The 16,940-nt window shown below is 71.4% G+C and carries 18 protein-coding genes and 1 riboswitch; of the genes, 8 read left to right on the top strand and 10 right to left on the bottom strand.

Annotation, left to right across the window (positions count from 1 at the left end; all coding sequences use genetic code 11):
• Positions 1–260 precede the first annotated feature (260 nt).
• Positions 261–926 (top strand): response regulator transcription factor, encoded by a 666-nt coding sequence (locus tag AB0E78_RS27415; RefSeq protein ID WP_361837778.1) that lies wholly within the window; start codon positions 261–263, stop codon positions 924–926.
• Positions 923–2,374 carry a HAMP domain-containing sensor histidine kinase gene (locus tag AB0E78_RS27410; protein ID WP_361837540.1) on the top strand — a complete coding sequence of 484 codons (1,452 nt, stop codon included), beginning with the start codon at positions 923–925 and terminating at the stop codon, positions 2,372–2,374. Before AB0E78_RS27415 ends, AB0E78_RS27410 begins: the two co-directional genes overlap by 4 nt.
• 36 nt (positions 2,375–2,410) lie before the next feature.
• On the opposite strand, the gene AB0E78_RS27405 is transcribed toward AB0E78_RS27410, so the two are convergent.
• The 3 genes from AB0E78_RS27405 to AB0E78_RS27395 form a co-directional block, all read right to left on the bottom strand.
• Positions 2,411–2,806 (bottom strand): ATP-binding protein, encoded by a 396-nt coding sequence (locus AB0E78_RS27405; RefSeq protein ID WP_361837537.1) that lies wholly within the window; start codon positions 2,804–2,806, stop codon positions 2,411–2,413.
• 147 nt (positions 2,807–2,953) lie between these two features.
• Positions 2,954–4,243 carry a metallophosphoesterase gene (locus AB0E78_RS27400; RefSeq protein ID WP_361837534.1) on the bottom strand — a complete coding sequence of 430 codons (1,290 nt, stop codon included), beginning with the start codon at positions 4,241–4,243 and terminating at the stop codon, positions 2,954–2,956.
• 40 nt (positions 4,244–4,283) lie between these two features.
• Positions 4,284–4,526 carry an SCO4848 family membrane protein gene (locus AB0E78_RS27395; protein WP_160506782.1) on the bottom strand — a complete coding sequence of 81 codons (243 nt, stop codon included), beginning with the start codon at positions 4,524–4,526 and terminating at the stop codon, positions 4,284–4,286.
• A 172-nt stretch (positions 4,527–4,698) separates the two neighbouring features.
• On the opposite strand from AB0E78_RS27395, the gene AB0E78_RS27390 reads away from it, so the two are divergent.
• Complete coding sequence (locus AB0E78_RS27390; protein ID WP_361837532.1) at positions 4,699–5,892, top strand: D-alanyl-D-alanine carboxypeptidase; 1,194 nt, start codon at positions 4,699–4,701, stop codon at positions 5,890–5,892.
• On the opposite strand, the gene AB0E78_RS27385 is transcribed toward AB0E78_RS27390, so the two are convergent.
• From AB0E78_RS27385 to AB0E78_RS27370, 4 genes are read right to left on the bottom strand one after another with little or no spacing between them, the layout of a single operon-like run.
• Positions 5,855–6,817: a YihY/virulence factor BrkB family protein gene (locus tag AB0E78_RS27385; RefSeq protein ID WP_361837530.1), complete on the bottom strand. Its 963-nt coding sequence runs from the start codon at positions 6,815–6,817 to the stop codon at positions 5,855–5,857. The two genes, AB0E78_RS27390 and AB0E78_RS27385, sit on opposite strands and share 38 nt — an antisense overlap.
• Entirely contained in the window at positions 6,805–7,230 is a 426-nt protein-coding gene (locus AB0E78_RS27380) for a GtrA family protein (RefSeq protein ID WP_361837775.1), read from the bottom strand. The genes AB0E78_RS27385 and AB0E78_RS27380 overlap by 13 nt, the downstream gene beginning before the upstream one ends.
• A gap of 26 nt (positions 7,231–7,256) precedes the next feature.
• The gene (locus AB0E78_RS27375) at positions 7,257–8,207 is read right to left on the bottom strand and encodes a decaprenyl-phosphate phosphoribosyltransferase (RefSeq protein ID WP_361837528.1); all 951 of its coding nucleotides are present in this window, start codon (positions 8,205–8,207) and stop codon (positions 7,257–7,259) included.
• Positions 8,200–8,721: a phosphatase PAP2 family protein gene (locus AB0E78_RS27370; protein WP_361837525.1), complete on the bottom strand. Its 522-nt coding sequence runs from the start codon at positions 8,719–8,721 to the stop codon at positions 8,200–8,202. Before AB0E78_RS27370 ends, AB0E78_RS27375 begins: the two co-directional genes overlap by 8 nt.
• A gap of 229 nt (positions 8,722–8,950) precedes the next feature.
• Between AB0E78_RS27370 and AB0E78_RS27365 the strand changes: the two genes are divergently transcribed.
• Positions 8,951–10,327, top strand: coding sequence for an FAD-binding oxidoreductase (locus AB0E78_RS27365; RefSeq protein ID WP_361837773.1), 1,377 nt, complete (start codon positions 8,951–8,953; stop codon positions 10,325–10,327).
• 20 nt (positions 10,328–10,347) lie between these two features.
• On the top strand, positions 10,348–11,103 hold the full coding sequence (locus tag AB0E78_RS27360; RefSeq protein WP_361837522.1) for a decaprenylphospho-beta-D-erythro-pentofuranosid-2-ulose 2-reductase: 756 nt from the start codon (positions 10,348–10,350) through the stop codon (positions 11,101–11,103).
• A 46-nt stretch (positions 11,104–11,149) separates the two neighbouring features.
• On the opposite strand, the gene AB0E78_RS27355 is transcribed toward AB0E78_RS27360, so the two are convergent.
• Both AB0E78_RS27355 and trpS read right to left on the bottom strand, forming a co-directional pair.
• A complete protein-coding gene (locus AB0E78_RS27355; protein ID WP_361837519.1) occupies positions 11,150–11,737 on the bottom strand; it encodes a 2'-5' RNA ligase family protein in 588 nt (195 codons plus the stop codon).
• Positions 11,738–11,811: 74 nt separating this feature from the next.
• A complete protein-coding gene (trpS, locus tag AB0E78_RS27350) occupies positions 11,812–12,825 on the bottom strand; it encodes a tryptophan--tRNA ligase (RefSeq protein ID WP_361837516.1) in 1,014 nt (337 codons plus the stop codon).
• 169 nt (positions 12,826–12,994) lie between these two features.
• Between trpS and AB0E78_RS27345 the strand changes: the two genes are divergently transcribed.
• The 3 genes from AB0E78_RS27345 (at position 12,995) to AB0E78_RS27335 (ending at position 15,383) form a co-directional block, all read left to right on the top strand.
• The gene (locus tag AB0E78_RS27345; RefSeq protein ID WP_361837513.1) at positions 12,995–13,603 is read left to right on the top strand and encodes a sigma-70 family RNA polymerase sigma factor; all 609 of its coding nucleotides are present in this window, start codon (positions 12,995–12,997) and stop codon (positions 13,601–13,603) included.
• Between the two features lie 88 nt (positions 13,604–13,691).
• Positions 13,692–14,528 carry a hypothetical protein gene (locus AB0E78_RS27340; RefSeq protein WP_361837770.1) on the top strand — a complete coding sequence of 279 codons (837 nt, stop codon included), beginning with the start codon at positions 13,692–13,694 and terminating at the stop codon, positions 14,526–14,528.
• Between the two features lie 72 nt (positions 14,529–14,600).
• Complete coding sequence (locus tag AB0E78_RS27335) at positions 14,601–15,383, top strand: hypothetical protein (RefSeq protein ID WP_361837510.1); 783 nt, start codon at positions 14,601–14,603, stop codon at positions 15,381–15,383.
• A 64-nt stretch (positions 15,384–15,447) separates the two neighbouring features.
• Here the strand turns inward: AB0E78_RS27335 and glyA are convergent, their stop codons facing one another.
• The gene (gene glyA, locus AB0E78_RS27330) at positions 15,448–16,782 is read right to left on the bottom strand and encodes a serine hydroxymethyltransferase (protein ID WP_361837507.1); all 1,335 of its coding nucleotides are present in this window, start codon (positions 16,780–16,782) and stop codon (positions 15,448–15,450) included.
• 40 nt (positions 16,783–16,822) lie between these two features.
• A riboswitch (ZMP/ZTP riboswitch) is annotated at positions 16,823–16,913 on the bottom strand.
• Positions 16,914–16,940: the final 27 nt, after the last annotated feature.

The following is a 16,940-nucleotide window of genomic DNA, read 5'->3' as shown; positions in this document are numbered from 1 at the left end:
TCCTCCTCCGCGTCGTCGGTTCCCCCGGGCCCGTGCCTTCAGGAGCCTCAGCATCGGCGGCACCGCGCCGCAGCGGCGCGACGCGGCCATGATTCTCAAGTAACTCCAAGGCACGGACCGGGTCTTCGTACAACGCCCTTGCCGATACTGGGGACATGAGCCACGCCGAAGGCCAGCAGGGAACAGATGTCGGAGTGCGAACCGGTCCGGGCGGGCAGGGCAGTCCCGCCGGGCCGGCCGGGGCGGGTGCCGGGGCCACCGTGCTCGTCGTCGAGGACGAGCCGAGCATCGCCGACGTGCTCGCCATCGCCCTGCGCTACCACCGCTTCGACGTCATGGTGGCGGGCACCGTGCGCGAGGCCCTCGCGCTCGCCGGGCGCACCCGGCCCGACGTGGCGCTCCTCGACGTGATGCTGCCGGACGGCGACGGCCGCGCCCTGGCCAGGGAACTGCGCGCCCGGTGCCCCGGAGCGGCCCTGCTCTTCCTGACCGCGCGGGACGCGCCCGCGGAGGTCGTGGGCGCGCTCGGCTTCGGCGACGACTACATCACCAAGCCGTTCAACATCGACGAGGTCATCGCCCGCATCGGCGCGGTCCTGCGCCGCACCAGGGCGGGCGACGTGCTCCCCCAGCGCCCGCCGCTGCGCTACGGCGACCTGGAGCTGGACGAGACGACGTACGTGGTGCGCCGCGCGGGCCGCACGGCGCAGCTCACGCCCACCGAGTACGCCCTGCTGCGCTTCCTGGTCCGCAACGGCGGCCGTGTGGTGCCCAAGGAGCAGCTCCTGCGCCACGTCTGGCAGTACGAGCACTCCGCCGAGTCGACCGTCGTGGAGACCTACATCAGCTATCTGCGGCGCAAGCTGGCCGTGCTCGGCCCGCCGGTGATCACGACCCGGCGGGGTGTCGGATACGGCCTCGCATGAGGCGTGCGCGCCCGCACCGCGGCATGAGCTCGCTGCGCGCCAAGCTCACCTGGGTCAACGTGGCCCTGCTGGCCCTCGGCGTGATCGTGGCGACCGGTGTGAGCGTCATGGGCATGCGCCACTACCTGCTGGACAACGTGGACTCCGAGCTGACGCAGTCGCGCAGCTCGCTCCTTGCCACCGGCATCACCATGAAGGACATCGAGCGGCTCAGTGAGCTGGGCATCGCCCTCGACAAGCTCTCGCCCGGCGGCAAGGAGCACGCGAGTGCGCTGCCGCGCGGGGACACGGTGTTCGTGGCCGTGGACAAGGGCGGCAAGCCTGTCGCCATCGGCTCCCTCGTCCCGACCCCGCGCCAGCGCGCCCTGGCCGCCGCCGTCGACGACCCCGGGGCGGTCGCCGACAGCGCGGAGCCGCGGGACGTCACCCTGGACGGTGACGCCCACCGCATGGTGGGTGCTGAGCTCGCCGACGGCACGACGATCCTGATGGCCGCGGACACGGAGGACGTGGAGTCGGGCATCAAGAAGGCGCTCAGGCTCGACGCCGCCTTCGGAGTGGTCCTGCTGGGGCTGCTCGCCGTCCTGACGATGATCGCCGCGCACCACCGGCTCCGGCCCCTTGAGGACATGGTCGAGACCGCCTCGGCCATCGCCGAGGGCGACCTCACCCGGCGCGTGCCGTCGAGCCGCGCCCCGGCCACGGAGACCGAGCAGCTGCGCCTCGCCCTCAACTCCATGCTCCACCAGGTCGAATCGGCCTTCGAGACCCGCGAACGCAGCTCGGCACAGTTGCGCCGCTTCGTCGCCGATGCCTCGCACGAGCTGCGTACGCCTTTGTCGGCGATCCGCGGCTACCTCCAGCTGTACGACAAGGGGATGCTGCGCGATCCGGCGGAACGCACGCGCGCGTGGAGCCGCGTCCTCGCCGAGACCGACCGGATGGGCCACCTCGTCGACGAGCTGCTCACCCTGGCCCGCCTGGACCAGCAGCCGGAACTGCGCTTCAGGAACGTCGATTTGAGCCGCCTCGTACGGGACGCGGCCGACGATCTGCGGGTACAGGAGCCGGAGCGCCCGCTCACGGTCCGCGCCGACGGGTCGGTCCTTGTCCACGCGGACGAGTCGGGCATGCGCCAGGTGCTCGGCAATCTCCTGGCCAACGTGCGCGTCCACACACCCGCCGACGCACCGGTCACGCTGGGCGTGGAGCGGCAGGACGGGCTGGTGCGGCTGCGCGTGGCCGACCGGGGCCCCGGCCTCTCGGAGGCGGACGCCGCGCGCGTGTTCGACCGGTTCTTCCGCGCGGGCGGCGGCGCGGGCAGCGGCCTCGGGATGGCGATCGTGCAGGGGGTGGTGGCGGCACACGACGGACAGGTGGAGGTGGAGACTGCGCCGGGGTCGGGTCTCACGGTGACGGTCACGTTGCCTGCGCGAACGGGCGGATGAGGCTCCTTGCCTCCTGCGCGCGGCTCCAGGGCCCCCTCAGGCCCGCACCAGCGCCCACACCGTCTTCCCGTGCCGTCCCCGCTGCCAGACGCCCCAGGCCTCCGCCAGCGCGTCCAGCAGCCGCAGGCCTCGGCCGCCCTCCTCCAACGGGCCCAATTCCCTTAGCTCCGGGCTGGTCGGGCTTTCGTCGGACACCTCTATGAAGCAGTCGCCGTCGGCGAGCACCGTCACCGCCACCTCGAACTCCCGGTCCTGGACGAGGCCGTGGCAGACCGCGTTCGTCACGAGCTCCGACACGAGGAGCACGGCGTCGTGCAGCGCGGCGCTCTCCTCCTTGTGCCCCCACGCGGCGAGATGATCATGCACACGGAGCCGGGCGAGCGAGACGGATGCCGGATGCGGTGGCAGCCGGAAAGCCTGACGGCGCAACAACGTCCCCCCTATGGCACACCAAAGCACCAAGAACCGCGCACGATTCCAACACTTAATGCTGCGCAGAGGTAGCGGCCGGTGTCACTCCGTCATCTTGCGGCCCGGCAGTATCCGGCCAGATTCGTACCACATCGAACCAACATGCGATTACGCCTGGCGGGAGGCCAGTTCGACGACCGTGACGTCGGACGGCGCCCCGACCCGCACGGGCGGCCCCCAGGCACCCGCGCCCCGCGTCACGTACAGCTGCGTGTCGCCGTACCGCTCCAGCCCGGCGAGCGTCGGGTTGGCCAGGTCGGCGATGAAATTGCCTGGCCAGAGCTGTCCGCCATGGGTGTGCCCGGAGAGCTGGAGGTCGACGCCGTGCTTGACGGCGTCGTGGATGACCACCGGCTGGTGGGCCAGGAGCACGGAGGCCCGCGAGCGGTCCCGGTCGCCCAGCGCCTTGGCGAAGTCGGGCCCGTGCCCCTCGCTCTCACCGGCCACGTCGTCCACGCCCGCGAGGTCGAAGCCGGGCAGTTCGGTGCGGGCGTTCTCCAGGGGCCGCAGGCCGAGTTCGCGTACGTGATCGACCCACTGCTCGGCTCCCGAGAAGTACTCGTGGTTGCCGGTCACGAAGTACGTCCCGTGCCGCGCCCGAAGCTGCGCGAGCGGCGCGGCGGCGGGCCCGAGGTCCTCGACGCTGCCGTCTACCAGGTCGCCGACGACCGCGATGAGGTCGGGCTGTGTGCCGTTGATCGTGTCGACCACGCGCTGAGTGAAGCCGCGTCCGAGAATCGGCCCCAGGTGGACGTCGCTGACCACGGCGATCCGGAAGCCGTGCGCCCCGCGCGGCAGCTTGGCCAGCGGCACGGTGACGCGCTTCACGCGGGGGCCGCGCAGCACGCCGTACGTTCCGTAGCCGACCGTTCCGACGGCGACGGCCGCGGCGGTCCCGCCGACGATGCGCGAGACGAAGAGACGGCGCGAGGGGGCGACCGGTGTTTTCCGCGCGCCCTCGGGAGCGGGAGGCTCCGGCCGGGCGGGGATCTCCGTAGGAGTGCCGTTGTCCACGGAGAGGCCCGGGGACAGGGCCGGAGAGAGGGCCGGTGCGGAATCGGCCTCCTCCGTAGCGGCGCGTTTCGTACGACGCCGCAAGAAGAAGGGCCGTACGAGCTCACCGGCAAGAAGCGCGAGCACCAGATAGATCGACAGCGCCATCCACATGAAGCCGGGCCAGGCCAGCACCTTCTGCAGCCAGAAGGGCGCCCCGGCCCGCTCACTGGCGACCGCCGCGAACATCAGCAGCGGCCCCGCCACGAAGACGACGGCTCCCGCACGCCGGACGAATCCGGGGCGAGCGGTGGTGTCCCGCACGAGGCGCCGCCACGCGTACCACTGCAGCCCGGCGAGGGCCGCGAGCGCGGCGAGACCGGCCAGCACGAACAGGATGACCACGGTGGTGCGCCCCTCAGCAGTGCCCGAAGTGACCGATCAGCTATGACGTACGGCGCAGAGCACGCACTCCGCGCAACCCGATGGCCCCTACCACCGTCCCCAAGACAAAGGAGGCGACGGCGAGCGTCAGGTGGACCCAGAAGTACGCGGTCGGGTCGCCTGCGTCATCGAAGGCGAGCCCACTGCCGTCCTTCCACAGGTTCTTGACGAAAGTGATCCAGATGAACCAGCTCCACACACCGAAGGCGAGCAGGAACCAGGAGACCGGGCGGCTGAGCTTCATACGTTCAGTATCGCGAGCCTCCCTTCCGCAGCGCCGCCGGGGTGGGGAGTCCGGGACGCCGCGGACACGGCCCACCTCGGCGGCGACTTCCCCGGCGACGCCCTGTACGTTCTCGTCCGTGCCTGCCGTAAAAAAGACCGCCTTGTTGGTCACATCCGCCGCATTGCTCACCATGTCGACCACAGCTCCCGCGTGGGCGGACGGCAAGCCGGGGGGCGAGAACAAGCCCAAGCCCCCCGCGTCGATGTCGACCGTCGGCGGCGCCAAGCTCGGCAAGCCGGGCACCCAGGTGAGCCTGAAGGCAGGCGCTCCCGTCCTCCCCAAGGACCTCTCGGCGCGCTCCTGGATGGTGTCGGACGCCGAGACGGGCGAGATCCTCGCCTCGCACAACTCGCACTGGCGGCTGCCCCCGGCGAGCACCCTGAAGATGCTCTTCGCGGACACGGTCCTGCCGAAGTTCCCCAAGACGCAGAAGCACAAGGTCTCGCTCTCCGACCTGGCCGGCATCGGCGCGGGCAGCAGCATGGTCGGCGTCAAGGAGAACGAGACGTACACGGTCCACGACCTGTGGCTCGGTGTCTTCCTGCGGTCGGGCAACGACGCGGTGCACGTCCTGTCGGCGATGAACGACGGCGTCCCGGCGACCGTCAAGGACATGCAGGCGCACGCCGAGGAGCTCCAGGCCCTCGACACCCATGTGGTCAGTCCGGACGGCTACGACGAGAAGGGGCAGGTCTCCTCCGCGTACGACCTGACGCTGTTCGCCCGCTCCGGGCTGCAGAAGAAGGACTTCCGGGAGTACTGCTCGACGGCCACCGCCCAGTTCCCCGGCGAGACCAAGAAGATCAAGAAGGGCAAGGACAAGGGCAAGACGAAGCGCGAGTCCTTCGCGATCCAGAACACCAACCGCCTCCTTACGGGGGACGTCGGTCTGGACGCCTACAAGGGCATCGCGGGCGTCAAGAACGGCAGCACCACGAACGCGGGCAACACCTTCACCGGTGTCGCCGAGCGCGACGGCAAGGTGCTGCTCGTGACCGTCATGAACCCCGACTCCGGTGAGCAGCACGCGGTCTACAAGGAGACCGAGCGCCTCCTCGACTGGGGCTTCAAGGCCTCCGGCAAGGTCGAGCCGGTGGGCGAACTGGTCGCTCCGAAGGGTGCCGGTACGGGCAGCGGCAAGGGCGCGCCCGGCGCCGGCAAGGGCGGGTCGGGCTCGTCCAAGAACGTGGCGCACGCCTCCGGCAAGGAGTCGGGCAGCGGTGTCGGCATCGCAGTCGGGGTCGGAGCCGGCGTCCTCGCGCTCATCGCCGCCGGATGGTTCGTGATCAACCGCCGGATGCCGCTGCCGAAGAGCCGCCGCTGACGCCACCGGGTGCCGTCTGCGGCTGTGTCTGCGGCTGGGTCTGCTCCTGCGGCTCTTCTTGTTCCGCCGCTGTACGCCCCTGCTTCCGCGTCGCCGTCCAGGCGGCGCAGAACAGCAGGAGCTTCGCGGTGAAGTTGATCCACAGGAGCAGCGCGACGGGCACTCCGAAGGCGCCGTACATGCTCTTGGCGGCGACGCCCTTCATGTAGCCGCCGAGCAGCAGCTTGAGCAGCTCGAATCCGGCCGCGCCGATCAGCCCCGCGGTGATCAGGTGACGGCGCGGGGGCTGGACGCCCGGCAGCAGCGTCAGGACGTAGAGCAGCAGCAGGAAGTCCGCGAGGACGGCGATGGCGAACGCGATCGCCTGCAGCAGCACCCCGCCCCAGCCGTCCTTGGAGATCCCGATGAGGTCGGCGCTCCAGCCGACGGCGGTCGACGCGAGGGTGGAGGCGACGACGGACGCGAGGCCCGCGCCGCCGAGCCCGATGAGCACCCCGGCGTCCTTGACCTTGCGCAGGAGGGGGTTCTCCTCCTCGTCCTCCAGCTCCCAGACGACCCGCAGGCACTCCCTTATCGAGCCGACCCAGCCGATGCCGGTGAAGAGCAGCAGGGCGCCCGCGATGAGCCCGACGGTGCCCGCGTTGTCGACGAGGGCGTCCAGGTTCAGCTGGTCGGAGATGCCGGGGACCTGCTTGGAGATGGTGCCCTCGAGCTTGTCCTGCTGGCTCTTGGAGAGGGTCGCGGCGGCGACCGCGGCGGCGACAGTGATCAGCGGGAAGAGCGCCAGGAAGCTGATGAACGTCATCGCTGCCGCGAGGCGGGCCCAATGCACACTGTCGAGCCGCTCGTACGCGCTCCACGCGTGCGTGCGCATCAGACGCTCCACCAGGGGTCCGATGCCGGGGAGCTTTTTCAGCCAGTCCATGATGCCTCCCTGCCCGTTGTGCGGAAGACCAAGGTCCGAGTACCCCAGAAACGCAGAACAGTGGCGAGTGCCATACCGACCCCTGCCCCGGAGACGGTGTCCGCGCGCTGCGAGGTGAGGCCGAGGCCGTAGTGGGACACCGCGATGCAGAGCAACTGCACCAGGGCGCCCGCGATGTTGACGGCGAAGAAGATCCCGTACTGGCGGAGCCGCGACACTCCGGGCCCCTCGCGCCGCCGGTAGGTGCCGAGCGCGTTGCCCGCGTACGCGACCGTGCAGCCGGCGACGAAGGACAGCGCCTTGGCGGTCAGCGGGTCCAGACCGGCGGGGCCGCGCAGCCAGATGAAGAGGCCGAGGTCGACGGCGTACGCGCAGATCCCGGCGGCGGCGAAGCCGAGCAGTTCGGGGCCCATGGCCCGTAGCCGCTCTCTGAGGGCGCTCACCAGTCGGCGACCGCGAGGGCGTACATCGCGATCCACACGAGGCCGATGACGGCCAGCGCCCGGTCGCGCAGGACGACGTCCTCGGGCTCGCCCGCCGTGCCCCGGTCGGCGAAGACGGCGTACCGCAGGACGGCGAGGACGAAGGCGGCCATCGACAGCTGCCGCCAGGGCAGCAGGCCGTTGGCGGTGCCGCCGCTCTCCATGGCCCACAGGCAGTACGCGAGGACGGCGACCCCGGCGGCTAGCTGCCAGACGAAGCGGAGGTAGCCGGTGGTGTATTCGGTGAGCAACGCGCGCGTGGCGCCCAGTTTCTCGGCGCTCCCGGACATCTGCACGGCTTCGGAGTAGCGCTTGGCGGCGACCATGAAGAGCGCCCCGAAGCCGGTGGTGATGAGGAACCAGCGCGAGAGCGGGATGCCGAGGGCCACTCCCCCGATCATCGCCCGCATCAGGAAGCCCGTGGTGACGACGGCGAGGTCGACGACGAGGACGTGCTTGAGGCTGACGCAGTAGGCCAGTTGCATCACTACGTAGGCGGCGAGCAGGCCCGCGGTCAAGGGCGTGCAGAGCATGGCGGCGGCCACCGGAGCGAGCACGGCGAGCAGCCCGCCCGCCGCGTACGCGACCGCCACCGGCACCTGGCCCGCGGCGACCGGTCTGCGGCACTTGGTGGGGTGCGCGCGGTCGGCCTCGGCGTCACGCGCGTCATTGATGAGGTAGACGGCGGACGCCGCTGCCGTGAACAGTGCGAACACCAGGGCGAGTTGGACTAGCGAGCGGCGCGAGAAGAGCTCGCCCGCGGCCGCGGGGGCCGCGACGACCAGGACGTTCTTCACCCACTGGCGGGGGCGCGCGGTCTTCAGGAGGCCGAGCGGCAGGGCCAGGGAACCCGTGCCGGGCGGCCGGGGCGGCTGGGGGCGTTCGAGCAGCGCGGTGCGGTCAGCCATGGGCGCGGCCCCCGTTCATCCAGGCGGAGCCCACGCGCGCGGTGAGGGCGCCTAGGGCCGCTCCGGCCGCCACGTCGCTCGGGTAGTGGACGCCGACGACCATCCGCGAGACACACATCGCGGCGGCGAGCGGCGGCACGACGCGGGCCCCCACGGGGCTCAGCGCGCCGTACGCGACGGTGGCCGCGGCGGCCGAAGTGGCGTGCGAACTGGGGAAGGAGTGCCGCCCCGCGGTCCTGACGAGGGGCTCCACGCCCGCGTCGCCGCCGGGCCGCGGACGCCGTACGACCCGTTTGACGCCCATGCTGGCCAGGTGCGCCGCGGCGGTCAGTGCCGTGCCGCGCAGCCACGCGCCGCGCCGTTCGCGGTCGACCGCGGCGCCGGCGAGCCCCGCGACGATCCAGAGGGCGCCGTGCTCGCCGGTCCAGGACAGGGCCCGTGCGGCGGCGGCCACGCGCGCGTCGGAGCCGCAGTCGCGCAGGGCCGACAGCAGCCGGTGGTCCATGTCGTGCATGTGGCCTCCCTCTCCGGGGACTTCAAGGACCTGACCTCCCGACTCTTCTAGGCGACCTCTCAATATTTACGGCAATATACGACGACACTCCATCAATCACCCATTTCGGTGAGAGCTTGGATGAATATGGGCAAACTACCCTTGCTCGGACGATACGGTCACGCCTATGCCTGCCGACTCCGCTCCGCCCGCCGACTCCGCGACCGCGACGACGCCCGAGGCCGCGTCCATGGCGACACCCGAGGCCACGTCCATGGCGACGTCCGAAGCCGTGTCCGTGTCCGGCTGGGGGCGCACCGCCCCCTCCACCGCCCGGCTGATCCGCCCCCGTTCGCCCGAGGAGGCCGTGGCGGCCCTCCAGGCCTGCGGGGAGCGTGGCGGCATCGCGAGAGGCCTTGGACGGGCCTACGGGGACGCCGCGCAGAACGCGGGCGGCGCCGTCTTCGACATGACCGGCATGAACCGCGTGCACGCCATCGACGCCGACGCGGGCACCGTCCTGTGCGACGCCGGGGTCTCCCTGCACCACCTGATGGAGGTCCTGCTGCCGCTCGGCTGGTTCGTGCCGGTCACGCCGGGGACCCGCTATGTGACCGTGGGCGGCGCGATCGGCGCGGACATCCACGGCAAGAACCACCACGGATCGGGGTCGTTCTCACGCCATGTGATGGCCGTCGAACTGCTCACCGCGGACGGCACGGTGCAGGCGGTCGAACGCGGCACCCCCTTGTTCGACGCGACGGCCGGCGGCATGGGCCTGACCGGCATGATCCTCGCCGCGACGCTGCAACTGCAGCCGGTGGAGACCTCGTTGATGACGGTGGACACGGAGCGCGCCACCGACCTGGACGACCTGATGGCCCGCCTCACCGCCACCGACCACCGCTACCGCTACTCGGTGGCCTGGATCGACCTCCTCGCGCGCGGCGCGTCCATGGGGCGCTCGGTGCTCACGCGCGGCGACCACGCCCCCCTGGACGTCCTCCCGGCACGCGCGCGTAGAGCCCCGCTGGCGTTCCGCCCCGGCCAACTGCCCCCGGCCCCGCGCTTCCTGCCCGAGGGGCTGCTCGGCCGCAAGTCGGTGGGTCTCTTCAATGAGCTCTGGTACCGCAAGGCACCCCGCGCCCGGGTGGGCGAGCTCCAGAAGATGTCGACGTTCTTCCACCCCCTGGACGGCGTCCCGCACTGGAACCGCGTGTACGGCCGCGGCGGTTTCGTGCAGTACCAATTCGTCGTCGGGTACGACAAGGAAGAGGCCCTGCGGCGCATCGTGCGACGCATCTCGGAGCGCGGCTGCCCGTCGTTCCTCGCCGTACTGAAGCGCTTCGGAGAGGGCGATCCGGGCTGGCTCTCCTTCCCGATGGCCGGCTGGACCCTCGCCCTGGACATCCCCGCCAACCTGCCCGGCCTCGGCGCCTTCCTCGACGAGCTCGACGAGGAGGTCGCCTCCTCCGACGGCCGCGTCTACCTGGCCAAGGACTCCCGCCTGCGGCCCGAGATGCTCGCCGCGATGTACCCGCGCCTCGACGACTTCCGCGCACTGCGGGCCGACCTCGACCCGCGCGGCGTGTTCCGCTCGGACCTCTCGCGCCGCCTCGCCCTCTAGCACCTCCAGGAGTTGGTCCCATGAAGGACGCCTTCGGCACCCCCCAGTCCCTGCTCGTACTCGGCGGCACCTCCGAGATCGGCCTCGCCACAGCCCGCCGTCTGGTCGCGCGCCGCACCCGCACCGTGTGGCTCGCCGGGCGGCCGTCCCCGGGCCTGGAGGAGGCCGCTGCGGGCCTGCGCGACATGGGTGCGGACGTCCGCACCGTCGCCTTCGACGCGCTCGACTCCGAGTCCCACGAGGCCACGCTCGGCAAGATCTTCGCCGAGGGCGACATCGACATGGTCCTGCTGGCCTTCGGCATCCTCGGCGACCAGGCACGCGACGAGGACGAGCCGCTGTCGGCGGTGCGCGTCGCGCAGACGAACTACACCGGCGCGGTCTCGGCCGGCCTGGTGTGCGCGCGGTCGCTGCAGGCCCAGGGGCACGGCTCCCTGGTCGTGCTCTCCTCGGTCGCGGGCGAGCGTGCCCGCCGCTCGAACTTCATTTACGGGTCGAGCAAGGCGGGCCTCGACGCCTTCGCCCAGGGCCTGGGCGACGCGCTGCACGGCACGGGGGTGCACGTGATGGTCGTCCGCCCCGGCTTCGTGCGCTCCAAGATGACGGAGGGCCTGGAGGAGGCCCCGATGGCGACCACTCCGGAGGCGGTCGCGACGGCCATCGAGACAGGTCTGCGGCGGCGCTCGGAGACGGTGTGGGTGCCCGGCGCGCTACGGGTGGTCATGTCAGCGCTGCGTCACGTGCCGCGCACGGTGTTCCGGCGGCTTCCGGTGTGAGGCGCCCGGCGGGCGCCGCCGCTCGACGGGCGGCTCCCTTCCGGGATCAGCGAGCGGGCAGCCTTCCGTGCGTCACCGGGGCCGCGGCCTGCGGCGGCACCACAGGACCGCCGCCTCCGAAGACGAACTCGCGCAGCTTGCGCCACACCCCGTCGGCGCCCTGCTCGTAGAGGGCGAAGCCGGTGCAGGGCCACTCGGCCTCGTACTCGGAAAGCTCCGCGTACGCCCGGTCCATGGCCTCTTCGGAAATGCTGTGCGCCACCGTGACGTGCGGGTGGTACGGGAACTGCAGCTCGCGCGCCATGGGCCCGGACGCGTCCCGCACCCGCTCCTGCAGCCAGCCACAGGCCGCGCCGCCCGCCACCACCTGCACGAAGACGACGGGCGAGAGCGGCCGGAACGTGCCCGTCCCGAAGAGCCGCATCGGGAAGGGGCGCCCGGCCGCCGCCACGGCCCCCAGGTGCGCCTCGACGGCGGGCAGCGCCGTGGCGTCCACCTCGGTCGGCGGCAGCAGCGTGACGTGGGTGGGGATGCCGTGTGCCGCGGGGTCCCCGAAGCCCGCGCGCCGCTCCTGGAGCAGGCTGCCATGAGGCTCCGGGACCGCGATCGACACACCGATCGTTACGGTCCCCACGTCGTACTCCTGTCGGTCGGATGGCGGGCAGAGGGCGCTGTTGTGCCTGGCGTGGTGCAGGGGGCTTGTGTGGCTCAGTGCTTGGCGGGCAGCAGGCCCACCTTGTCGTACGCCTGGGCGAGGGTCTCCGCGGCGACGGCGCGCGCCTTCTCCGCACCCTTGGCCAGGATCGAGTCGAGCGTCTCCGGGTCGTCCAGGTAGGCCTGGGTGCGGTCCCGGAAGGGAGTCACGAAGTCGACCATGACCTCGGCGAGGTCAGTCTTCAGCGCACCGTAGCCCTTGCCGGCGTACTTCTGCTCCAGTTCCGGGATACCGGTGCCGGTGAGCGTGGAGTAGATGGTGAGGAGGTTGCTGACGCCCGGCTTGTCCACGGTGTCGTAGCGCACGACCGTGTCGGTGTCGGTGACCGCGCTCTTGACCTTCTTGGCGGTGGCCTTGGGCTCGTCCAGGAGGTTGATCAGGCCCTTCGGGGTGGACGCCGACTTGCTCATCTTGATCGACGGGTCCTGAAGGTCGAAGATCTTCGCCGTCTCCTTGAGGATGTACGCCGCCGGGACGGTGAACGTCTCGCCGAAGCGGCCGTTGAAACGCTCCGCGAGGTCGCGGGTCAGCTCGATGTGCTGGCGCTGGTCCTCGCCGACCGGAACCTGCTGGGCCTGGTAGAGCAGGATGTCCGCGACCTGCAGGACCGGGTACGTGAAGAGGCCCACGGAGGCGCGGTCCGCACCCTGCTTGGCCGCCTTGTCCTTGAACTGCGTCATGCGCGACGCCTCGCCGAAGCCCGTGAGGCAGTTCATGATCCAGCCGAGCTGGGCGTGCTCGGGGACGTGGCTCTGGACGAAGAGCGTGCAGCGCTCCGGGTCGAGTCCGGCAGCGAGGAGCTGGGCGGCGGCGAGCCGGGTGTTGGCACGGAGCTCGGCCGGGTCCTGCGGGATCGTGATCGCGTGCAGGTCCACCACCATGTAGAACGCGTCGTGGGACTCCTGCAGCGCCACCCACTGGCGGACCGCGCCAAGGTAGTTGCCGAGGTGGAACGAGCCTGCGGTGGGCTGGATTCCGGAGAGCACGCGAGGACGATCAATGGCCATGAGGCTCATTCTCTCAGGTGTCTCTCATTGCTCGGAAACAGATGTGTGACGGGTGTGCCGCGATCTTGTCCTGCGTCGCCTCGATCCGGTCGTAGCGAATTTCTCGGGAAGTCCTCGGGAAGTCCTCGCGGACGCGGAACCGATCTCGTCCGGCCGGTGTATCAACAGTGTGAGGACACAGGGGGAGGTCCTGGAGGGGAGCCGCGTCGTCGACGAGGGTGCGGTGATCGCGCGTGTGCGCGCCGGGGAGGCGGAGGCGTACGCGGAGTTGGTGCGCGCCTTCACCGGGCTCGCGCTCAGGGCGGCCGTGGCTCTCGGGGCGGGAGCGGACGCGGAAGACGTGGTGCAGCAGGCCTTTTTCAAGGCGTACTGCTCCTTGGGGCGGTTCAGGGACGGCTCGGCGTTCAAGCCGTGGCTGTTGTCGATCGTCGCCAATGAGACGAGGAACACAGTGCGTTCGGCGGTCCGGCAGCGGTCGCTCGTCGGACGCGAGGCGGCGCTCGCGGAGGCGGAGCCGCTGATACCGGAATCGGCGGACCCGGCGGTGGCGGCGCTGCGGGACGAGCGCCGGACGGCCCTGCTCGCCGCGCTCGACCGGCTGAGCGAGGAGCACCGCCTGGTCGTCACGTACCGCTATCTCCTGGAGATGGACGAGACGGAGACGGCCGAGGCGCTGGGCTGGCCGCGGGGCACGGTCAAGTCCCGGCTGAACCGCGCGCTGCGGAAGCTGGAACGGATCCTGCCGCAAGGGACGGAAGGAGGTGACGGGCGTGAGTGAGCGGGGCGAAGGTCAGGACGGTTCGGGTGGTCAGGGCAGTCCTGGCGGTTCGGGCGGTCCTGATGGGGCCGGCGGTGAGCAGAAGCAGATTGGGCGCGGCGGTGCGGGCGGTGCCCGTCGGCTTCCCGATGATGTTCGGCTTCCCGATGAGCTGAGGGCGCTCGGGCGGTCCCTCGATCCGCCGGGGGTCACCGGTCCGACGATGGCCGAGCGGGTCATCGCGCAGATCATCGCGGAGGCGGCGCCGGCCCCGGTGGCTCAGGCGCCGGGGCTCGCTTCCCGGCTGCGGTCGTGGCTGCGGGCGCGGTGGCGGATCCTGACGGCGGCGCTGTGCGGGCTCCTGACGGCGGCGGTGCTCACACCGCCGGTGCGGGCCGCGGTATTCGAATGGTTCGACCTCGGTGGGGTCGAGGTGCGGTACGACCCGTCGGCGACCCCGCCGACCGGTGCAGGTGTGCCGGGGTGCGGCAGCGGGGTGAGCCTTGCCGAAGCCGGGCGGCGGGCCGGGTTCGCCCCCGTGGTGCCGGACGCGCTCGGCACACCGGACGACGTGGCGGTGACGCGGGAGCCGGGCGCGCGCGTCCTGGTCACACTGTGCTGGCGCGACGAGGGCCGGACGGTACGGCTCGACGAGTTCGGGGCACGCCTGGACCAGAGCTTCACCAAGACGGTGACGGAGCGTCCCGACTGGGTTCAGGTCGGCCGGGAGACGGGGCTGTGGTTCCCGCGCCCGCATCGGCTCACGTTCTGGATGCTGCGGGACGACGGCGGCCGATGGACGCGCACCGAACGTACGGCGGGCCCGACGCTCCTGTGGACGCACGGGCCGGAGCTCACGCTGCGTCTTGAGGGCGTGGCGTCGAAGGAGCGGGCGCTGAAGATCGGGAACTCGGTTTCGGCCGGTCCGGATGAATCGGGAACCTGAACGGCTCGGGCGGTGTACCAGAAGTGACGCGGTGCGGACGGATCGTGCCGGAGAGCGGCTGGGGGATCGGACATGCGGGTGCGGACGGCACGGGGGATGTGCGGATCGGTGGCGGGGGTCGCGGCAGCGCTGGCACTGGTGGTGATGGGAGCACCGCAGGCGGTGGCGGGCGGGCCGACGAGCGTCCTCGTGGTCTCCCCCGAGAGCGGGCAGAGCACGGCGCTCTATGTGAGCGACAAGGAGTACGGCGAGCTGGAGCGCGGTCTCGGCCGCGCGGGCGACCTGGCGGGGGGACGGCGCCAACAGCCACCGGGGCTGAACATGAGCGACGAGAGCCGTCAGATCAATGTGACGTGGATGCTCCACGATGTGCGGCCGTGGCGGGTGGACCGGGCCTATCCGGTGGCGTCCGTCTCCAAGGGCAGCGAGGACGGCAAGGGCGGCGAGGGCGCCGCTGTGGTGTGGATCCACACCACGACGGATGTCGAGTCCATGACCGGCTCCTGGCACAAGGCGAAGGACCCGGCTCGTCTGACGGCACTGTTCAAGAAGCTCGGGGTGATGGGAGCACCGTCGGACAAGGGGAATCAGGCGATACCGCCAAGGGCGGACTTGGTGCCGTCACCGACGTCCGCCTCGCAGGCCGGGGACGGCCAGGCCGCGAGTGGGCGGGCCGATGGCATACGGGGAGACGGCGGAACGGACTGGTGGTGGGTGATACCGGGCGTCGCGGCGGGGGCGGCGGGAGCGCTGCTGCTGCGGGGGCCGCTCACCGAGCGCCGTCCCCTCCTTGCCTCGCTGCGTGGGCGGCGGCCTCATGAGGAGGGCCCGCGGCAGGAGTTGAGGGACCTGTGAGGGGTGCGGCGCCCCCCCGGCCTGTAAGGCGGTCGGCCGGGGGGCGGCTGTCCGGCCCGGCGGGTCAGTGGCCCGGCAGGCCCGGGGCCGGGTGGACGGCCATCAGGTCGGCGACCTCGGACCGGATCTTCGTCAGGGCGTCCTCGTCACCGGCACGGGCCGCGGCGACGCCCCGGTCGATCCAGTCGGCGACGGTCGGCATGTGCTGCGTCCCGAGACCGCGGGAGGTGAGCGAGGGGGTTCCGATGCGGACGCCGGAGGGGTCGAACGGCTTCCTCGGGTCGTACGGCACGGTGTTGTAGTTGACGACGATCCCGGCCCGGTCGAGGGCCTTGGCGGCGACCTTGCCCGGGACGTCCTTGGGGGTGAGGTCCATCAGGATCAGGTGGTTGTCGGTGCCGCCGGAGACCAGGTCGAAGCCGCGGGCGAGCAGCGCTTCGGCGAGGGCCTGGGCGTTGGCGACGACCGCGTGGGCGTAGTCACGGAAGGAGGGTTGCGACGCCTCGTGCAGGGCCACGGCGATGGCCGCGGTGGTCTGGTTGTGCGGGCCGCCCTGCAGGCCGGGGAAGACCGCCTTGTCGATGGCCTTGGCGTGCTCCTCGCGGCACATCAGCATCGCGCCGCGCGGGCCGCGCAGGGTCTTGTGGGTGGTCGTGGAGATCACGTCGGCGTGCGGCACCGGTGAGGGGTGGGCGCCGCCCGCGATCAGTCCGGCGATGTGCGCGATGTCGGCGACGAGGACGGCTCCCGTCTCGTGGGCGATCTCGGCGAAGGCGGCGAAGTCGATGGTGCGAGGGAGGGCGGTACCACCGCAGAAGATCAGCTTCGGGCGTTCCTTGAGGGCGAGGTCGCGCACCTCGTCGAAGTCGATGCGGCCCGTGTCGTGGCGGACGCCGTACTGGACGCCGCGGAACCACTTGCCCGTGGCGGAGACGCCCCAGCCGTGGGTGAGGTGGCCGCCCATGGGGAGGGCCATGCCCATCACGGTGTCGCCGGGCTCGGCGAAGGCGAGGTAGACGGCGAGGTTGGCCGGGGAGCCGGAGTAGGGCTGGACGTTGGCGTGCTCGACGCCGAAGAGGGACTTGGCGCGGGCGACGGCGAGGCGCTCGACGGGGTCGATGTTCTGCTGGCCCTCGTAGTAGCGGCGGCCGGGGTAGCCCTCGCTGTACTTGTTCTGCAGGACCGTGCCGGAGGCTTCGAGGACGGCGGTGGAGACGTAGTTCTCGCTGGGGATCAGGCGCAGGGTGTCGGCCTGGAGCTGCTCCTCGGCGCCGACGAGCGCGGCCAGCTCGGGGTCCTGCGCGGCGAGCGAGGGATGGCTGAGGGCGTTCGGAAGGTCCTTGGAAACCGAGGAGTCCGGGGAGTTCGGCGAAGGCGAAGACGAAGGGGAGTGAGTCATGGCGTCCTCCGGGGCGAGCGGTATGTGTCCGGTCGTGGTCCCGGGGTGCCCAGGCGGGCGGCACCTCGAAGGTTCTGCCTCGCACGGCTTCCTCGGGGTCCGTTCCCCGTGCGCCAGTCGCCGTGCTGTAGAGACCAGCCTATCGGGCACGCCGGGTC

This window comes from Streptomyces sp. NPDC032198 (assembly GCF_040636975.1).
GTDB lineage: Bacteria > Actinomycetota > Actinomycetes > Streptomycetales > Streptomycetaceae > Streptomyces.
Note: the sequence above shows the minus strand (reverse complement) of the source record. Positions and strands in the feature narration are given on the sequence as shown.

Excerpts from the sequence above, each read along its gene's own strand:
- AB0E78_RS27360 (WP_361837522.1), top strand. The coding sequence starts at position 10,348 with ATGAAGGACGCCTTCGGCACCCCCCAGTCCCTGCTCGTACTCGGCGGC.
- AB0E78_RS27335 (WP_361837510.1), top strand. The coding sequence starts at position 14,601 with ATGCGGGTGCGGACGGCACGGGGGATGTGCGGATCGGTGGCGGGGGTC.
- trpS (WP_361837516.1), bottom strand. The coding sequence starts at position 12,825 with ATGGCCATTGATCGTCCTCGCGTGCTCTCCGGAATCCAGCCCACCGCA.
- glyA (WP_361837507.1), bottom strand. The coding sequence starts at position 16,782 with ATGACTCACTCCCCTTCGTCTTCGCCTTCGCCGAACTCCCCGGACTCC.
- AB0E78_RS27370 (WP_361837525.1), bottom strand. The coding sequence starts at position 8,721 with ATGCACGACATGGACCACCGGCTGCTGTCGGCCCTGCGCGACTGCGGC.
- AB0E78_RS27410 (WP_361837540.1), top strand. The coding sequence starts at position 923 with ATGAGGCGTGCGCGCCCGCACCGCGGCATGAGCTCGCTGCGCGCCAAG.
- AB0E78_RS27375 (WP_361837528.1), bottom strand. The coding sequence starts at position 8,207 with ATGGCTGACCGCACCGCGCTGCTCGAACGCCCCCAGCCGCCCCGGCCG.
- AB0E78_RS27380 (WP_361837775.1), bottom strand. The coding sequence starts at position 7,230 with ATGGGCCCCGAACTGCTCGGCTTCGCCGCCGCCGGGATCTGCGCGTAC.
- AB0E78_RS27395 (WP_160506782.1), bottom strand. The coding sequence starts at position 4,526 with ATGAAGCTCAGCCGCCCGGTCTCCTGGTTCCTGCTCGCCTTCGGTGTG.
- AB0E78_RS27385 (WP_361837530.1), bottom strand. The coding sequence starts at position 6,817 with ATGGACTGGCTGAAAAAGCTCCCCGGCATCGGACCCCTGGTGGAGCGT.
- AB0E78_RS27365 (WP_361837773.1), top strand. The coding sequence starts at position 8,951 with ATGGCGACACCCGAGGCCACGTCCATGGCGACGTCCGAAGCCGTGTCC.
- AB0E78_RS27390 (WP_361837532.1), top strand. The coding sequence starts at position 4,699 with ATGTCGACCACAGCTCCCGCGTGGGCGGACGGCAAGCCGGGGGGCGAG.